Consider the following 17,938-nt stretch of genomic DNA (forward strand, 5'->3'; position numbering starts at 1 on the left):
AAAGGCGGTTTACGGCTGTGCAAAATATAAACTTTTCGGCAATTTTTCGCCGGTGGGTTAGGCTTAATTAAAAGCGAGGATAAATATCATGAAGAGTTATCGCATTCTGTACGGCCTGCTGTTGCTGTCCGGGCTGGCAACCGCGGCCAATGGCGTAACCGAGCTCAGTTCGCAACAGCAGTTCCTTAACCAGCGCAATCAGCAGACGCAGCAACAGCGCATGCTGAATAACCAACAGCTGGATCAACGCCGCCTGCAACAACAGCGGCAATTCGACGACAATCAGCAAAATTTGCTGCGAAATGCGCCAAACGGCGGTCAATTGCTGCCAAACGGCAACCAACCGCGCAATCCGTTTAACCGCACGTCGCCGACGGTGCCGCAAACGCAGATGCCGGTTACACCCGCACGCCCATAATGGTGAGGATCAGCGGCGTAGTGACTGCCGCCAGCGCGGTGGACATCACCAGACTGGTGGCGGCCGGGCCGGTAAGCACGTTGAACTGGCGTGACATCAGGTAAACATTGACCCCGACCGCCATTGAACCCAGCAGCACCACCACGCGGGTTTCCATTGGCGGCAGGTCCATCATCCAGGCCAGCAGCCAGACGATCAGCGGCTGGACGATCAGCTTGAAGAAACAAATGGCGCTGCTCAGTTGCCACCCCTCGCTGATACGATATTCCGCCAACCCCATTCCCAGCACCACCAGCGACAGCGGCGCCGCCACCTGGCCAAGCATACTGACCGGCTGATCGACAAACGTCGGCAACGGCAACCCGGTCAGGCTGAACAGCGTGCCGGAGAGAATGCCGATGATCAGGGGATTGGTGAGCACGCTGCGCGCGGTTTTGATAAAGCCGTGCAAGGTGGGCGAGCCGTTGCGCGCCCATTCGATCGAGATGGTTACCAGCGTCCAGAGGATCAGCCCGTTGAATACCAGCACCAGGGCAACCGAAGGGATCGCCGCCTCCCCCAGCATCACGCTGGCGATCGGCAGGCCCAGCATCACGTTATTGGAGAAAATCCCCCCCAGCGCGAACACCGAACCGGAGACCCCATCCAGTTTAAACACCTGGCGCGCGGTGATGCGGCCCATCACGAACACGATCAGGCAACTGCCGAAAAAAGCGATCAGCAAGCGGGCATCCACCGCCGGGCGTTGCGAGAAATCGCACATCATGCGAAATAACATGGCGGGCAGCGCCAGGGAGAAGACGAAGCGGGTCAAACCGTCGGTGATGGTGGCCGGCCACTTACCCCAGCGGATAAGGCCATACCCCAGCACGATCAGAACAAATAGCGGCAAAGACAGCGCTATCTGGTGCCACAGAGAAACAATAAAAACAGACATCACATCCCTTCCGTTAGCGCGGCGGCAAGGGGCTGACGTCGCAAGAATCAACAGGCGCCGGCGAATTCACGGGCGCAGCAGACTGCGCCCGAAGCAACGGGGGTTATTCGTTGGGAAAATCCGGGCCGATCAAATCTATCCGGTCGGTACAAATACAGTCAACGCCCCAGTTCAACAACAGGCGCGCACGCGCCGGCTGGTTAACGGTATACACCAGAATGCGCAGGCCGGCCGCCTTCAGCGCCGCGACCCGCTCAGCGGTCAGCTCTTTGTGGTTGATATGCAACGACACGCAGCCCAACCGCTCTGTCAGCGCCTGCCAGTTGTCATCCCATTCATCCAGCAACAGGCCGCGCGGCAGGTCCGGTACCGTACGCTGTGCCGCCTCAAGCGCCTCAACCGAGAACGAAGAAAGCAGCGGTTCGGTCTGGCCTTGCCACAACAGCCGTGCTGCCAGCGCCACCACGCGGCCGGTTTCATCGTCGGTGCCGGTGGTGGGTTTGATTTCGATATTCGCCATCATGCCGTGCTGCCGACAGCGCTCTGCGACCTCCAACAGCAACGGCAGACGCTCGCCCTTGTAGGCGGAGTTGTACCAGTTGCCGGCATCCAGCTGCACCAGTTTGTCCCAGGGCAATTCGCCCGCCACGCCCCAACCGTCGCTGGTGCGATCGAGGGTATCGTCATGCAACAAAAAGATCTGCCCGTCCTGCGCCAGCTTGACGTCGAACTCAATCATTTTGTGGCCGTGTCGTGCGCCAACGTCGATCGCCGCCAGGGTATTTTCCGGCGCCAGGGAACCGCCGCCGCGGTGGGCGACGATATGAGGATAAGGCCAGGCTGTGGTCATTGTTCCATCCGTAATCCGCTGTTTGAATCAAAAAAGTGCAGCGCCTGTGCAGGCAGTTGCAAATATAGCGTGCTGCCCGCCGTCGGCATAGTTTCATGCGACAACCGCGCAATCACGCCGTGGCCGCCCCATTGCCCGTGCGCCAGATTATCCGCGCCCAGCAGTTCCAGCGTTTGCAGCTCCAGCGGCACGCCGCCTTGTTCAAGGGTGGTCAGTTGAATATGCTCCGGGCGGATGCCGAGCGTCAACGGGCGACCGCCCCACTGTGTTTTGGGCTGAGGTAAATTCAGCGTCATCCCGCCGGCCAGCAACAGTTGGCTGCCGTCGGCGCTCAACGTGCCGGGCAGCAGGTTCATCGCCGGAGAGCCGATAAAGCTGGCGACAAACAGCGACGCCGGGCGCTGGTAAACCTCGCTCGGGGTGCCAATCTGTTCCGCTACGCCCTTGTTCATCACGATCACCCGCTGCGCCAACGTCATCGCCTCAACCTGATCGTGCGTGACGTACAGGCTGGTGGTTTTCAGCCGGCGATGCAGCTGCTGCAATTCCAGGCGCATCTGCACGCGCAGCTTGGCATCCAGGTTGGACAAAGGTTCATCGAACAGGAATACCGCCGGTTCACGCACGATGGCGCGCCCCATCGCCACCCGCTGGCGTTGCCCGCCGGAAAGCTCGCGCGGCTTGCGCTGCAACTGCGGCTCCAGCTCCAGAATGCGCGCGGCTTCTTCCACCCGCTGCTGGATATGCTGTTTGCCGAAACCGCGAATTTTCAGGCCATAGGCCATGTTGTCGTACACGCTCATGTGCGGATACAGCGCGTAGTTCTGAAACACCATCGCGATGCCGCGATCTTTCGGTTCCATATCGGTCACGCGCTGGCTGTCGATATAGATGTCGCCACTGGTGGTGCGTTCCAGCCCGGCCACCATGCGCAGCAGCGTCGATTTTCCGCAGCCTGAAGGGCCGACCATCACGATAAACTCGCCGTCCGCCACGTCGAGATCGATTTGCTTAATCACCGGCGTTTTACCGTCGTAGGATTTGGTGACTGCCTGTAGTTTTAAACCTGCCATGTGAACATTTCTCTCGTTACTTCTCGCTGTCGACGAGACCGCGCACAAACCAGCGCTGCATCAGAAGAACCACCGTCAGCGGTGGAATTAAGGTCAGAATCATCGCCGCCATTACCTGATTCCACTGGGTCGGCGCGCCGGAGGTGGAAATCATGCTCTTGATGCCCGCCACCGCGGTCCCCATCGAGGCGTCGCTGGTGATCAGGATCGGCCACAGGTACTGGTTCCAGCCGTAGATAAAGGTGATGACAAACAGCGCCGCCAGATTGGTTTTCGACAGCGGCAGCACGATGTCCCAGAAAAAGCGCATCGGCCCGGCACCATCGATGCGCGCCGCTTCCAGCAGCTCATCCGGCAACGTCATGAAGAACTGGCGCAGCAGGAAGGTCGCGGTCGCCGAGGCCATCAACGGCAGCGTCAGACCGGTGTAGCTGTCCAGCAGGTTCAGGGTGGAGATCACCTCCACCGTCGGGAAAATACGCACTTCTACCGGCAGCATCAGGGTGAGGAAAATCAGCCAGAAAAACAGGCTGCGCAGCGGGAAACGGAAATACACGATGGCGTAAGCCGACAACACCGACACCACAATTTTGCCGAAGGTAATCGCCAGCGCCATGATCACGCTGTTCAGCAGCAGCAGCGAGAACGGCACCTTGAGGTTGCCCACGCCGCCCTGCCAGATATTGCGGATGTTTTCCCACAGATGGCCGCCCGGTATCAGGGTCATCGGCACCTGAAATACCTGCTTATCGTCCAGCGTAGCGGCGACAAAGGCCACGTACAGCGGGAACAGCACCACCAGCACGCCGATAATCAGCATTACGTGGCTGAAGATATCCAGCCCGCGTCGGTTCTCAATCATTGGTAGCGCACCTTACGTTCGACAAAGCGGAACTGGATCACCGTCAGGCCAATCACCAGCAGCATCAGGATCACCGACTGCGCCGCTGAGCTGGACAGATCCAGACCGGCAAAGCCTTCGCGGTAGATCTTGTAGATCAGCGTGGTGGTGGACTGTACCGGGCCACCGCCGGTGGCGGCATCAATCACCGGGAAAGTATCGAAGAAGGCGTACACCAGATTAACCACCAGCAGGAAGAAGCTCACCGGGGTGATCAACGGCAACACCAGGTTGAAGAAACGCCGCACCGGGCCGGCGCCGTCGATAGCCGCCGCTTCCACCAGCGAACGCGGGATCGATTGCAGCGCCGCCAGGAAAAACAGGAAGTTATAGCTGATTTGCTGCCACACCGAAGCCAGCACCACCAGGAACATCGCCTGCCCGCTGTTCTGCGCGTGGTTCCAGTTGTAGCCCAGTCCGCCAAGGAAATGGGTGATCAGCCCCAGGCCGGGGTTAAACAGGAAGATCCACAATACCGCCGCCACAGCGGGGGCCACGGCGTAGGGCAAGATCATCAGCGTCTGGTAAATCCGGCTGCCGCGCAGCACGTAATCCACCAACGCGGCGAAGAACAGCGATACCACCAGCCCGATACCCGCCACCAGGAAGCTGAAAACCAGCGTGGTGTAAAAAGAATCGAGGTAGTACGGATCCTGGAACAGTTGACTAAAGTTATCCAACCCGACGAACTGGCTGGACAGGCCAAAGGGATCGAGGCTCTGGACCGAATACCACAGCGCCTCGCCGGCGGGCCACAGGAAGAATATTGCGGTTATCAGCAACTGCGGCAACACCAGCGCATAGGGCAGCCAGCTGCAGCCGAAACCGGGACGATGTGAGCTCATAATAGGGACTCATGAAGACGAAAGACGGGTGGGCTCGCGAGCAAAGCCGGCCTGGGTGCGGACAGCGCACGGCTCCCGGAGCGGACACAAAGTCCATGAGGAGAGCGAGCACTGCCCAATCCCAGACTGGCTAAACGCAGTAACCGTTATTACTTGGTCTGGGACTCGAAGCGACGCAGCAACACATCACCGCGTTGTACGGCAGCGTCCAGCGCCTGTTGTGGCGTTTTCTTGCCGGTCCACACGCCTTCCAGTTCTTCATCCACCACGCTGCGGATCTGCGGCATATTGCCCAGGCGCAGGCCCTTGGTGAACGGCAACGGCGGCTTGTTCAGCATCTGACGCGTCGCAACGTCGGCACCCGGGTTCTTGTCATAGAAGCCCTGTTGCTTGGTCAGATCGTACGCGGCGGTGGTAATGGGCAGGTAACCGGTTTTCTGATGCCATTCGGCGGCAATTTCCGGCTGCGCCAGATATTGCAGGAACTCGGCTACGCCCTTGTAGGTGGCGGTATCTTTGCCGTTCATCACCCACAGGCTGGCGCCGCCGATGATGGCGTTCTGCGGCGCATTCTTGGCGTCGGCGTCATAAGGCATCATGCCCACGCCGTAGTTGAATTTGGCATAGTGTTTGATGTCCGCCAGCGAACCGGAAGAGGCGGTAGTGATGGCGCAGTCGCCGCTGTAGAACTTCTCGGTCGATTCGTCCTTACGACCGAAATAGGTGAAATCCCCCTTCTTGTTCATGTCTGCCAGCAGTTGGATATGCTTGACCTGCAACGCTTTGTTGAACTCCAGCTTGGCATTCGCACCGCCGAAACCGTTGTTTTCGGTAGCGAACGGCACACCGTGCCAGGCGCTGAAGTTCTCGAGTTGGATCCAGCCCTGCCAGCCGCTGGCGTAGCCGCACTTCATGCCGGCCTCACGCAGTTTGGCGGTGTCCGCCGCCAGCTCTTGCCAGGTTTTTGGCGGCTGATCCGGGTTCAGGCCGGCTTTTTTGAAGGCATCTTTGTTGTAATACAGCACCGGGGTGGAGCTGTTGAACGGCTGGGACAGCAGATGGCCGCTCTTGTTGTCGGTGTAATAACCGGCCACCGTCGGCACGAACACCGATTCGTCAAAGTTGATGCCGGCGTCTTTAAACACCTGATACACCGGTTTGATCGCTTTGCTCGCCATCATGGTGGCGGTGCCCACTTCGTAAACTTGCAAAATCGCCGGCGCCTTGCCGGAGCGGTAAGCCGCAATGCCCGCCGCCAGGCTCTGTTCGTAGTTGCCTTTATAAACCGGAACGATTTTGACGTCGCTGTGCGACTGGTTAAAGCGGTCCGCCAGGGAGTCCACTTCTTTCCCCAGTTCACCTTCCATCGAATGCCAGAACGGGATCTCGGTCGCCGCCAGTGCCTGAGTGCTGACCGCCAGGGTCAACGCGACGCACAGCGTAGTTTTGCGAATAGCGTAGGTGAGCATGCCTAACTCCTGAAAAAGCTGGTGTAATAAGCGCGTGAGCGAAAAGAATCAGTTTTTTGTTCGGAAGCTAACATGCCATGCTCGGATGACAGAAAAATAACCGTCAGATGACAGCCATGTGACCAAAAGGTGAAGTGCAGGTTGCGGTTTGATGTCGGCGACGAGGAAATTTCCCCCGCCGCCGCGGGGATTACAGGGAACGACGCAGGCGGGCGACCGCTTCTTGCATCTGTTGCTCAGTGGCGGTGGCGAACGACAGGCGGAAGGTTGAACGATCCGGGTTATCGGAGAAGAAATATTCCCCCGGCACAAACACCACGCCCTGTTGCAGGGTCGTTTTCAGCCATTCGGTGGCGTTGAAGGGTTGACGGAAACGCGCCCACAGGAACATCCCCCCCTTCGGCATATCAAAGGTGATGTGATCACCCAGCTCTTTCTCCACCAGCGCAGCCAGGATCTCGCCCTTTTGCTTGTAGGCGGCGCGGATCTTTTCGATCTGCCCCGGCAGACGATCCAGGCCCAGGTAGCATTCGACGATGCTCTGCGACAACGCGCTGGCGTGCAGATCCGCCGCCTGCTTGATGATCGCCACTTTATGCAGCAGGAATTCAGGCAGAATAGCCCAGCCCAGACGCAAGCCTGGCGCCAGGATCTTGGAGAAGGTCGAGGTGTAGATAATGTTATCGGTATGGCCCAGCACCCGCTGCGAAACCTGATGCAGCGTGGCATTGCGCTCTTCGGTAAAACGCAGCTCGCCGTACGGATCATCTTCGATAATCAGGAAGTTGTGCTCGGCCGCCAATTTCACCAGCAGTTCGCGGCGCGGTGCGCTCAGCGTGAGACCGCTGGGGTTGCCAAAGTTCGGCACTACGTACACGCCCTTGATGCGCTGAGTTTTCAGCAGCTCGGCAAGCTCTTCAACCACCATGCCGTCGCTGTCGGATGACACCGACATGATGTTGGCTTCCGCCAGTTCCAGCGTCTGCAGCGCCGCCAGATAGGTCGGACGCTCCACCACAAACACGTCGCCTGGATTGACGATAGCGCGCATCACCAGATCCAGCGCCTGCTGGGAACCGGCGGTCACCATCACTTCTTCTGCCGTGGCGACGACGCCGCGCTCGGCGCACAGTTCGCAAATGCGTTCACGGAGCAACGGGCTGCCTTCGGTCAGGCCATACTGGAAAGCGCTTTTCGGCTGTTCGGTGATCGCCTGATGGGTGGCAATGCTCAGCCCTTCGAAATCAAACAGGGCATCAGAGGGGATGCCGCCCGCCAGCGAAATGACGTTTTCCATCTTACTGTGCTTGAGCAATTCACGGATTGCCGAGCTTTTTACGTTGACGATGCGCTGTGCGAGTAACCCTTCTGTCTTCATTTCTTATTCTCGTAATCGTTATAAATTTTGTAGGGGCAGGGTACACGGCGACCAAGTGACTCGGGCGACCCTATTCGCCCCCACAGGGAAGTGAGTGCAGCCAACAACGCTGTAGCCTGAAAGACGACGGGTATTTAGCCGCCCAGATACGCCGATCTTACTGCTTCGTTTGCTAACAATGCGGCTCCCGTATCTTCCAACACCACGCGCCCGTTTTCCAGTACATAACCGCGATCCGCCAATTTCAGCGCCTGATTGGCGTTTTGCTCCACCAGGAAGATGGTCATGCCCTCTTCGCGCAGTTGCTGAATAATGTCGAAAATCTGCTGGATGATGATCGGCGCCAGCCCGAGAGACGGCTCGTCGAGCAACAACAGCTTCGGCTGGCTCATCAGCGCGCGGCCGATCGCCAGCATCTGCTGTTCACCGCCGGACATGGTGCCGGAGCGCTGGTTGCGGCGTTCCAGCAGGCGCGGGAACAGGCCGAACACCCGCTCGATACGCTGCTGGTACTGATGACGATCGGCAAAAAAGCCGCCCATCGCCAGATTCTCTTCCACCGTCATGCGCGAGAACACCCGGCGCCCTTCCGGCACTATCGCCACCGCCTCACGCATAATGCGCGAGGTCTGCCACTGGGTAATGTCCTGATCGAGGAAGGTAACGCTGCCTTCGGTGGCGCGCGGCTCACCGCACAGCGTGCCGAGCAGCGTGGTTTTACCGGCACCGTTGGCGCCGATCAAGGTGACGATCTCGCCCTGCTTGATGTTCAGGCTAACCTGATGCAGCGCCTGGATTTTGCCGTAATGGGCGGAAACCTGATTAAATGACAACATAATTATTCGCCCAGATAGGCCCGGATAACGTCCGGGTTGTTACGAATTTCTGCCGGGGTGCCCTGCGCCAACGGCGTGCCCTGATTCACCACGTAGATACGATCGGAAATGCCCATCACCAGCTTCATGTCGTGCTCGATCAGCAACACCGACACTTTATGCTGGTTGCGCAGCTCGACGATCAAGTGGTCCAGCTCGTCGGTTTCCTTCGGGTTCAGGCCGGCCGCGGGTTCGTCCAGCATCAGCAGCTCCGGGCGGGTCACCATGCAGCGCGCAATCTCCAACCGCCGCTGCTGGCCGTAAGCCAGATTGCCCGCCGAACGGTTAGCCATCTCAAGCAGCCCAACGCGTTGCAGCCACACGGAGGCTCGTTCCAGCGCATCGGCTTCGGCGCGGCGGAAGGCCGGGGTTTTCAGCAGCCCGGCGAATACGCCGCTTTTCAGGTGTTGATGCTGGGCGACCAGCAGGTTCTCGATCACCGTCATTTCGCGGAACAGCCGCACATGCTGGAAAGTGCGCACCACGCCCATGCGGGCAATCGTCTGGCCAGGCAACCCTTCCAGATGGCGATCGCGCAGTTTGATGGTGCCGCCAGTGGGGCGGTAGAAGCCGGTCAGGCAGTTAAACACCGTGGTTTTTCCCGCGCCGTTCGGGCCGATCAGCGAAACAATTTCGCCTTCGTTCAGCTCGAGCGCCACGTTATTCACCGCCAGCAAGCCGCCGAAACGCATCGACAGCCCTTCAACTTTCAACAGAGGTTGCGAGCTCATGCCTGTTCCTCCTTGCCGGCCGTTTTCAACTTCAGTTGCGGGCGCTTCATAGGCAGCAACCCTTGCGGCCGCCAAATCATCATCAACACCATCAACGCACCGAGCAGCAGCATGCTGTATTCGTTCAGATCACGCATCATCTCGCGCGACACCACCAGCAGGATAGCCGCCAGGATCACCGCGAACTGCGACCCCATGCCGCCCAACACCACAATCGCCAGCACGAAGGCCGACTCGACGAAGGTGAAGGACTCCGGGCTCACGAAGCCCTGGCGCGCGGCGAACAGCGTGCCGGCAAAACCGGCGAAGGCGGCGCTGATGGTAAAAGCGGTCAGTTTGATTTTGGTCGGGCTCAGCCCCAGCGAGCGACAAGCGATTTCATCTTCACGCAGCGCTTCCCAGGCACGGCCCAATGGCATGCGCAGCAGGCGATTGATCACAAACAGCGTCAGCACCACCAGCAGCAGCGCCACCAGATACAGGAACACGATGCGATCGCTCGGATCGTATTTCAGGCCAAAGAAGTTATGGAAGGTATCCCAACCGCCGTCACGCGCGCTGCGGTTGAACTCCAGCCCGAAAAAGGTCGGTTTCGGGATCTGGCTGATACCGTTCGGCCCACCGGTGATCTCGGTGTTGTTCAACAACAAGATACGCACGATCTCGCCGAAGCCCAGCGTCACAATCGCCAGATAATCACCGCGCAAACGCAGCACCGGAAAACCGAGCAGGAAACCGAAGATGGCGGTGACGATGCCCGCCAGCGGCAGGCTTTCCCAGAAGCCGAGGCCGTAATAGTGATTCAGCAACGCGTAGGTATAGGCACCGATGGCGTAGAAGCCGCCGTAACCCAGTACCAGCAGGCCGGACAGCCCAACCACCACGTTCAGGCCCAGACCAAGCATCACGTAGATCAACGTCAGGGTGGCGATATCCACCGTACCGCGCGACACCAGAAATGGCCAGGCGATCGCGGCAACAATAATCGCCGCCGCCAGCAGTTTCTGGCGTGGGGTGGTGCCGTCAAAGCTCGGTAATACAAAAGAGGGGCCAGAGAGTTTTTTCAGCCCCTGCTGCATCAGCGGGCGCAACAGTTGGAAGAAGAAAACGATGACGCAGCCGATGCCGATCCACATCCAGCGCACTTCCGCCGCACCGTGGACCACCAGCTTGGTACCGTCCAGGCTCAGTTGCATCCCCATCAGGAACGACGCCATCACAAACAGCACCACCGAGGCTATCAGCGCGTTAAGCAGATTGAGTTTCATACCTTCTCAACCTCCGGGCGCCCAAGAATGCCGGTTGGCATGATCAACAACACCACGATCAGCAGCGCGAAGGACACCACGTCCTTATATTCGGTGCTCAGGTAGGCCGAGGTCAGCGCTTCTGCCACCCCCAGCACCAGGCCGCCGATCATCGCACCGGGAATGCTGCCGATACCGCCCAGCACCGCCGCAGTAAAGGCTTTCATGCCGGCCATAAAGCCGATGTACGGGTTGATTACGCCGTAGAACTGGCCCAGCAGCACGCCGGCCACCGCCGCCATCACGGCGCCGATCACGAAGGTCAGTGAAATCACCCGGTCGGTATTGATGCCCAGCAGGCTGGCCATCTTCAAATCTTCCGCGCAGGCGCGGCAAGCGCGGCCCATGCGGGAATAACGGATGAACAACGTCAACGCCAGCATCGCCAGGAAGGTGACGACCCAGATAATCAGCTGCATGGTACTGATGGTAGCGGCGAAGCCATTACTTTCACCCAGCACCCACTGGCCGGTTACCAGGCTTGGCAACGCCAGATCGCGCGAGCCCTGCGTCAGGCTGACGTAGTTTTGCAGGAATATCGACATGCCGATGGCGGAAATCAGCGCTATCAGGCGCTTGGAGTTGCGCACCGGCTTGTAGGCCACCCGCTCGATGCTCCAGCCGTAGGCGCTGGCGATCACGATCGACACCAAAAACGCGGCGCCAATCAGCAGCCAGCCGACGTCGATGCCAAGCATCATCAGGGCGGCGATAACAATAAAGGAGACATAGCTGCCGATCATATACACCTCGCCGTGGGCGAAGTTGATCATGCCGATAATGCCGTAGACCATGGTGTAACCGATGGCGATCAATGCATAGGTGCTGCCCAACGTGACGCCGTTGAACATCTGCTGCAGAAAATAGAGAACCTGCTCTGACATACTCGAACCCTTGGCTGCGCTGTATAGCAAACCTGAAGAAACTCAGGTAAAGGGGGACGGGCCGGCTTACCGGCCCGCGGGCGCAGCATGCTGCGCCCTACCCTGATTATTATGGCTTATTTAATCGGTGTTGATGTGCCGTCTGCATGCCACTCAAACACGCCGAACTCGAAACCTTTCAGATCGCCCTTCTCGTCCCAGCTCAGCGGCCCCATCACGGTGTCCACCGGCTTGCCGGTTTTCAGATCCTTGACGATGTCGGCCGGCTCCTGGCTGCCGCTGCGCTCCATCCCGGTAGTCAAAGATTGCAGCGCTGCGTAAGTGGTCCAGACGAACGGCCCGGTCGGATCCAGCTTCTTGGCTTTCAGTGCATCCACGATAGGTTTGTTGGCAGGTACCTGGTCATAGCGTTTCGGCAAGGTCACCAGCATGCCTTCCGAGGCGGCACCGGCAATGTTGGACAGCGAGGAGTTGCCCACGCCCTCTGGCCCCATAAAGCGGGTAGTCAGGCCGGCCTGTTTTGCCTGGCGCAGGATCTGCCCCATTTCCGGGTAGTAGCCGCCGAAGTAAACGAAATCGACGTTTTCTTTCTTCAGCCGCGCCACCAGAGTGGAGAAATCTTTATCGCCGGCGGTGATGCCTTCAAACATCACCACGTCGGTACCCTGTTTTTTCAGGCTGTCGCGTACCGAGCGCGCCAAGCCTTCGCCATACTGTTGCTTGTCGTGAACCACGGCAATGCGTTTCGGCTTGATCTCGCTGAGGATGTATTTCGCCGCGGTCGGGCCCTGATCGGAATCCAGCCCGGTGGTGCGCATGATCATCTTGTAACCACGGGTGGTCAGATCGGCGTTGGTGGCCGCCGGGGTAATCATGATCACGCCTTCGTCTTCATAGATATCGGAGGCCGGTTGAGTCGAGGACGAGCACAGGTGGCCGATCACATAGCGAATACCGTCGTTAATCACCTTGTTGGCAACCGCAACCGCCTGTTTAGGGTCACAGGCGTCATCGTATTCCACGCCAACCAGCTTATCGCCCTTGATGCCGCCCTTGGCGTTGATATCGGCAATCGCCTGACGGGCACCGGTGAACTCCATATCGCCATACTGCGCGACCGGGCCGGACATCGCGCCCACAATCGCCACCTTGATGTCTTTCGCCATTGCCGAATGACCGATAGCCATCGCGATACAACCCGCCAACAGCGCCTTACCTTTTGTTAATTTCATTCGCAAATCCCCATCTGTCGTTGTGAACGTACCTGTTGTGTTTGCCTGCACCTGAACCCTTATTTACTGCTTTTATTCATAAGTAATAATGATTTAGGTGTTTTCGTGGCAATATTTTCTAATAAGACTTTATTTTTCATACCATTAAACAGGAATTTTCTGCTGCAAATCAACTCGAACAATCAGAAACAAGCGGTGTAAACAGGATAAAATCCGGATTAAATCTGCGCCGTTTTGCATCAGGCGCAGCGCGTTATGCTGGTTATTGATCCATTAACAATCTATTTACTCGGAAAATGCGTCCTGCAAAAAACATTTTGCGCAGTAATCGTACAGAAAAACTTACACAACGCTCTGTGCAAGATCTATTACACTGTCGGCATCGATTAGCCGTTCGGAAATTCTGCATGAAACTGACTATTGAGCGATTAACCACGCTGTCCCCGCAAGATCTTATCGACCTCGGTAAAATCTGGCCGCAACAACAGCCGCAGCAATGGCAGAGCTGGCTGGACGGCGATAAAGCCCTGTTCGCCGCGCGCTTCAACGAACGGCTGCTGGGTGCAGTGAAAATTGCGCTGGATGGCGATAACGCCCAACTGCAGGATTTGCTGGTGCGTGAAGTCACGCGCCGTCGTGGCGTCGGGCTGTATCTGGTACAGGATGCGCAGCGCCAACTGCCGCAAGTCGCGCACTGGCAGCTTTCTACCGCCGGCCTGACGCCGCGCGAACGCGGTGAAGTGGATAACTTTATGCGCGCCTGCGGTTTCACCCAGCAAGGCGATCTCTGGCAAAAATGACACGCGGGCTGATGGCGTTGCTGCTGTTGACGCTGGCGTTAACGGCCTGGTTCGGCGGCCGTCACCAGGCGCTGCGGCTACCACAGCCCCAGGACAACCAGGTTTATATCTGGCAACGGGTCTGGACGCCGCAACACGCCACTGCGCTGGCACAAAGCCGTGACCTGTTCTCTACCCTGCGTGTATTGGGTGCGCAAGCGCATCCGCGTGAAGGCTGGCGCGAAATCCCGGTCAATCTGCCGCAGTTGCAACAGGATGGCCGCCCGCTGTGGCTGGTGGTCCGTTTGGATGGGCAACTGGCGCAACTCGATGCACCGGCTATTCGCCAACGCCTGGTAAAACAGGTTCAGCAATGGCAGGCCGCCGGGTTGCAGGTGATCGGCGTCGAAATAGATCATGACGCCGCCACCGCTCGCCTACCTGACTATCACCATTTCTTGCAACAGCTGCGCCGACAACTGCCTTCCTCCTTACAACTCGGCATTACCGCATTACCGGCCTGGATCGGCTCACCGGCACTGCCTAGCGTGTTGCAACAGGCAGACAGCTCGGTGTTGCAGGTGCACGCGGTGCTCTCGCCGCAGCAGGGGCTGTTCGCTGCCCCGCTGGCGCTGCGCTGGGTAAAACAGTACGCAAACATCACGTCCAAACCTTTCAGGGTGGCGCTGCCGGCCTACGGTATGGGCTTGCTGAGCGTTGATGCGCAGGGCGCACAGGTCGAGAGCGAAACCTCACTGCGCGTGGCGGGCAATCCCCGCGAACTGACGGTAGCGCCGCAACAGGTGGCCGATTTTCTGCAACAGTTGAAGGTTCAGGCCACACCGCATCTGCGCGGCATTATCTGGTTCCGGCTGCCGCTGGCGGGCGATCGCCGTGCCTGGTCGCTCGATACGCTGCGGGCGGTGATCGAGCAACAGCCGCTCAGCGTCAGCTGGCAGGTAAAATTTAGCCCTCAGCCACAGCAAAATGGGCTGTATGATCTGATAATTCATAATAACGGGCCGGTTGATGCCCCGCTGCCTCGTGAAATCACCGTCGCCGCCACGGACTGTCTGGCGGCGGACGCGGCGGGCAACTATCGGCTGGAAAGCGGGCCTCAGCGGCAGCGCTTTGTCCTCATCAGCGGCGATCAGCTGCGCGCCGGGCAATCCCGGCCGCTGGGCTGGTTGCGCTGCCAACAATTGACGCCAGGAGGCACTCTTGTCATACCCTGATGCACACGCGGTGCGCAACCGCCACGGCCGGTATCTCCCACTCGCCGCCCTGATCGGCTCAGCGCTGGCGATGCCCATTAACGGTTTCGCCTGCGGGCCGGACTTTCCCAACCGCTTGCTGACCGATCGCAACGGTACCCTGCTGTATATGCCGGAAGGTAATTTTGCTTTTGAGGCCAGCCGCCTGGTCGCGGTAGATAACCAACTGCCGTTGTGGAAAGCGCCACCACCGGCGACACCGCCGAAACCGATGCCGCTGTCACCGGAAACGATCATTATCGGCAAAATGCGCGCCGCCAAGACCGTCGAGGAGGCCGATGCGGTTAATTCTCAGGGGTTGTCAGACGCCGCACGCCTTTATCAACTGGGTGCCGTGGCCTTTGCCGGTTCTGATCCGCGTGCCGCTGAGTATTTCCAGCAGGTCCTGGCCCTGCCCGCAGCACAACAGGGCGACTGGGGACTGCGGGCGCAGTATTCGCTCGGACGGGTTCTGATGGACGACCACGGCACACCGGAAAATGAGCCCGATACGCCGGCTACGGCGGTTAAACGCCCTGCGAAACCACAGTTAGAGCAGGCGCAGGCGGCTTTCCAGCAGGTGATTGACCGGGTTAAAGCCGGCGCGGCCGATCCTGATCAACTGGCGCTGAGCAGCCTCGGGCAGCAAGCGCGCATCCAACTGTGGCTGGGCAATATCGCCCCGGCGGCGCAACTGTACGCCCAGCAGGCAGCGCAGGGCGATCAAAACGGTGGGTTGTCGTTGCAGTACGTCTCCAGCTATCTGGTCAATCCTGACCACTTTGCAGCGCTGAAGCAGGCCATTAGCGATCCGGTGATCCAACAGTTGGTGACCATCGAACTGTTTGCGCGCAGCAGCAATTTGCAAATGTCGGATACCGATGCCACCGGCACCCGTTCGAAACAGATAGTCAGCCAAATTCTGACGCTGCTGAACGCCTCGGTGAAAAGCGGTTTCAGCGGCAGTGATCGGCTAGCGGCACTGGCTTATCGCGCCGGGCAATATCCCATGGCGGCCAGCCTGTTAAAACATGCCGGTGACAGCGGGCTGGCGTGGTGGCTGCGCGCCAAGATGGCGCTGCGCGACGGGGATGTTAAAGCCGCTACCGCCGCCTATGCCAAAGCTGCGGCAGCCTTCCCCTCCAGTGAAAGCTGGGGCGAGCAGCGCAATGCGGACTTTACGCCGGAAACCATCGTGCCCGAATGCCGGGTAGCCGGGGAGCAGGCGATCCTTGCCTTGGATCGCGGCGACTACCTGCAGGCGATGGATTTTCTGTATCGCGGCAAAGAGATTTATTGGGCAGATGTCGCCGACGTGGCCGAGCGGGTGCTGACGATCGACGAACTGAAAGGCTTCGTTGATAAACATGCGCTGGCGCCGGCAACGCCGCTGAAACCCGTCAATCCCGATGAGTACAACGGCCAGCAAATCACGCCGGATATCCAATTGCGGGAACTGCTGGCACGGCGGCTGATGCGCGCCGGGCGGGCCCAGGAGGCGATGGGTTACTTTGATATTCCGAACTACCGCCAGGTGGCGCAAGGGTATGCCGATACGCTGAAAACCGCGCAGGACAAAACCGCCGACAAACTGGTGCGAGCCAAAGCTTATTATCAGGCGGCGACGCTGCTGCGTACGCAGGGGCTGACGTTCACCGGCTATGAGATGACGCCGGATTACGCCATTTATGACGCGGGTTATTCGTACCTGGGGGATGCCTTCGATACCCGCGAGCTGAAACACAAGAGTTGGATCAGCAGCGCCGAAGCGGCGCGGGCCAAAGCGGCGCTACCGGCACAAGACAATCGCTTCCTGCATTATCGCTGGCAGGCCGTCGACCTTGCCCAGCAGGCCGCCGACTTGTTACCGCCCAAAAGCCAGGCGTATGCTGCCGTGCTGTGCAATGCCGCCGGCTGGGTTATTAAACGCGACGCGAAAACCGGCCAGGCGCTGTATCAGCGCTATATCAACACCGGCACCCGTTATTCCTGGGCCAGCAAGTTTGGCTACGACTGCCCTGCACCGGATTTTGCCGCGGCAGGCCAGTAACGCCGAATTTCAGACACAAAAAAACCCGTTCAGCAATGAACGGGTTTTTTAACGCTGACGCGGGATCAGGCTTCGATCGCCATTTTCAGTTTCTTCATGGCGTTCTTTTCCAACTGGCGCACACGCTCGGCGGAAACGCCGTACTGATCGGCCAGTTCCTGCAAGGTGGATTTGTTGTCATCATCCAACCAACGGGCACGAATGATATGCTGGCTGCGCTCGTCCAGACCTTCCAGCGCGTAGGCCAGTTTGTCTGCGGCGTTGCTTTCCCAGTTATCTTCCTCGATGCCTTCGGCGAAGTCCGAGCTTTTGTCCTGCAGATACAGAACCGGCGCCATCGACTGACCGTCGCGCGCATCGTCGTCCGGCGTAGGATCGAAGGTCATATCCTGCGCCGCCATACGCGACTCCATCTCACGCACGTCTTTGCTGGTCACGCCCAACTCGCGAGCCACCAGCTCCACCTCGTCTTGATTGAACCAGCCCAGACGCTGCTTGGTTTTACGCAGGTTAAAGAACAGCTTGCGCTGTGCTTTGGTGGTGGCAACCTTGACGATACGCCAGTTGCGCAGCACGTATTCGTGAATTTCTGCCTTGATCCAATGCACCGCAAAGGACACCAGACGCACACCCACTTCCGGATTGAAGCGGCGTACAGCTTTCATCAGGCCGATATTACCTTCCTGAATCAGGTCTGCCTGCGGCAGGCCGTAACCAGAGTAATTACGGGCAATATGAGCGACAAAGCGCAGGTGAGACAGGATCAGCTGCTTAGCGGCTTCCAGATCGCCCTGATAATGCAGCCGTTCAGCCAGCTCCCTCTCTTCCTCTGCCGTCAGCATCGGATAGGTGTTGGCGGCCCGGATATAGGCTTCCAAACTGCCCTGGGGCACTAAAGCTAAAGTTTGCATTTCTTTGGTCATTCAAACCCTCTCTTGAGAAAACAGGTCATGCAG

Annotated in this window: 17 protein-coding genes; 4 read left to right on the forward strand and 13 right to left on the reverse strand. The window is 58.8% G+C overall.

The genetic code is table 11. The features are described 5' to 3' along the window. Positions 1 to 88 precede the first annotated feature (88 nt). The gene (locus ACUTQW_RS16760) at positions 89 to 418 is read left to right on the forward strand and encodes a hypothetical protein (RefSeq protein ID WP_006323088.1); all 330 of its coding nucleotides are present in this window, start codon (positions 89 to 91) and stop codon (positions 416 to 418) included. Here the strand turns inward: ACUTQW_RS16760 and ACUTQW_RS16765 are convergent. The 12 genes from ACUTQW_RS16765 to ACUTQW_RS16820 all read right to left on the reverse strand — a co-directional run bounded on the left by ACUTQW_RS16765 (position 399) and on the right by ACUTQW_RS16820 (position 12,900). After that, positions 399 to 1,355 (reverse strand): AEC family transporter, encoded by a 957-nt coding sequence (locus ACUTQW_RS16765; RefSeq protein WP_006323081.1) that lies wholly within the window; start codon positions 1,353 to 1,355, stop codon positions 399 to 401. The genes ACUTQW_RS16760 and ACUTQW_RS16765 overlap by 20 nt on opposite strands. A 103-nt stretch (positions 1,356 to 1,458) precedes the next feature. Beyond that, on the reverse strand, positions 1,459 to 2,205 hold the full coding sequence (gene ugpQ, locus ACUTQW_RS16770; RefSeq protein ID WP_004951006.1) for a glycerophosphodiester phosphodiesterase: 747 nt from the start codon (positions 2,203 to 2,205) through the stop codon (positions 1,459 to 1,461). Further along, a complete protein-coding gene (locus tag ACUTQW_RS16775) occupies positions 2,202 to 3,278 on the reverse strand; it encodes a sn-glycerol-3-phosphate import ATP-binding protein UgpC (protein ID WP_445654915.1) in 1,077 nt (358 codons plus the stop codon). The genes ugpQ and ACUTQW_RS16775 overlap by 4 nt, the downstream gene beginning before the upstream one ends. Positions 3,279 to 3,294: 16 nt before the next feature. After that, on the reverse strand, positions 3,295 to 4,140 hold the full coding sequence (ugpE, locus tag ACUTQW_RS16780) for a sn-glycerol-3-phosphate ABC transporter permease UgpE (protein WP_006323078.1): 846 nt from the start codon (positions 4,138 to 4,140) through the stop codon (positions 3,295 to 3,297). Next, positions 4,137 to 5,024, reverse strand: a complete 888-nt coding sequence (ugpA, locus tag ACUTQW_RS16785) for a sn-glycerol-3-phosphate ABC transporter permease UgpA (protein ID WP_004950999.1) — start codon at positions 5,022 to 5,024, stop codon at positions 4,137 to 4,139. Before ugpA ends, ugpE begins: the two co-directional genes overlap by 4 nt. Positions 5,025 to 5,173: 149 nt before the next feature. After that, a complete protein-coding gene (ugpB, locus tag ACUTQW_RS16790; protein ID WP_004950997.1) occupies positions 5,174 to 6,493 on the reverse strand; it encodes a sn-glycerol-3-phosphate ABC transporter substrate-binding protein UgpB in 1,320 nt (439 codons plus the stop codon). 190 nt (positions 6,494 to 6,683) lie between these two features. Beyond that, complete coding sequence (locus tag ACUTQW_RS16795; protein WP_004950993.1) at positions 6,684 to 7,871, reverse strand: aminotransferase-like domain-containing protein; 1,188 nt, start codon at positions 7,869 to 7,871, stop codon at positions 6,684 to 6,686. 134 nt (positions 7,872 to 8,005) lie between these two features. Next, the gene (gene livF, locus ACUTQW_RS16800) at positions 8,006 to 8,707 is read right to left on the reverse strand and encodes a high-affinity branched-chain amino acid ABC transporter ATP-binding protein LivF (protein ID WP_004950991.1); all 702 of its coding nucleotides are present in this window, start codon (positions 8,705 to 8,707) and stop codon (positions 8,006 to 8,008) included. Between the two features lie 2 nt (positions 8,708 to 8,709). After that, on the reverse strand, positions 8,710 to 9,477 hold the full coding sequence (livG, locus tag ACUTQW_RS16805) for a high-affinity branched-chain amino acid ABC transporter ATP-binding protein LivG (protein ID WP_004950989.1): 768 nt from the start codon (positions 9,475 to 9,477) through the stop codon (positions 8,710 to 8,712). Beyond that, positions 9,474 to 10,745, reverse strand: a complete 1,272-nt coding sequence (locus ACUTQW_RS16810; protein WP_004950987.1) for a high-affinity branched-chain amino acid ABC transporter permease LivM — start codon at positions 10,743 to 10,745, stop codon at positions 9,474 to 9,476. The genes livG and ACUTQW_RS16810 overlap by 4 nt, the downstream gene beginning before the upstream one ends. Next, on the reverse strand, positions 10,742 to 11,668 hold the full coding sequence (gene livH, locus ACUTQW_RS16815; protein WP_004950984.1) for a high-affinity branched-chain amino acid ABC transporter permease LivH: 927 nt from the start codon (positions 11,666 to 11,668) through the stop codon (positions 10,742 to 10,744). Before livH ends, ACUTQW_RS16810 begins: the two co-directional genes overlap by 4 nt. A gap of 116 nt (positions 11,669 to 11,784) precedes the next feature. Next, a complete protein-coding gene (locus ACUTQW_RS16820) occupies positions 11,785 to 12,900 on the reverse strand; it encodes a branched-chain amino acid ABC transporter substrate-binding protein (protein ID WP_004950983.1) in 1,116 nt (371 codons plus the stop codon). 407 nt (positions 12,901 to 13,307) lie between these two features. Between ACUTQW_RS16820 and panM the strand changes: the two genes are divergently transcribed. Genes panM through ACUTQW_RS16835 form a run of 3 tightly spaced genes read left to right on the forward strand, consistent with a single transcriptional unit; the run spans position 13,308 to position 16,982 of the window. Then, positions 13,308 to 13,700, forward strand: coding sequence for an aspartate 1-decarboxylase autocleavage activator PanM (gene panM / locus ACUTQW_RS16825; protein WP_006323076.1), 393 nt, complete (start codon positions 13,308 to 13,310; stop codon positions 13,698 to 13,700). Further along, positions 13,697 to 14,914 carry a DUF3142 domain-containing protein gene (locus ACUTQW_RS16830; RefSeq protein WP_006323075.1) on the forward strand — a complete coding sequence of 406 codons (1,218 nt, stop codon included), beginning with the start codon at positions 13,697 to 13,699 and terminating at the stop codon, positions 14,912 to 14,914. The genes panM and ACUTQW_RS16830 overlap by 4 nt, the downstream gene beginning before the upstream one ends. After that, positions 14,901 to 16,982 carry a hypothetical protein gene (locus tag ACUTQW_RS16835; protein ID WP_445654916.1) on the forward strand — a complete coding sequence of 694 codons (2,082 nt, stop codon included), beginning with the start codon at positions 14,901 to 14,903 and terminating at the stop codon, positions 16,980 to 16,982. Before ACUTQW_RS16830 ends, ACUTQW_RS16835 begins: the two co-directional genes overlap by 14 nt. Before the next feature lie 65 nt (positions 16,983 to 17,047). On the opposite strand, the gene rpoH is transcribed toward ACUTQW_RS16835, so the two are convergent. After that, on the reverse strand, positions 17,048 to 17,905 hold the full coding sequence (gene rpoH, locus ACUTQW_RS16840; protein ID WP_004950979.1) for an RNA polymerase sigma factor RpoH: 858 nt from the start codon (positions 17,903 to 17,905) through the stop codon (positions 17,048 to 17,050). Positions 17,906 to 17,938 lie beyond the last annotated feature (33 nt).

The organism is Serratia sp. TSA_7 (assembly GCF_052692135.1).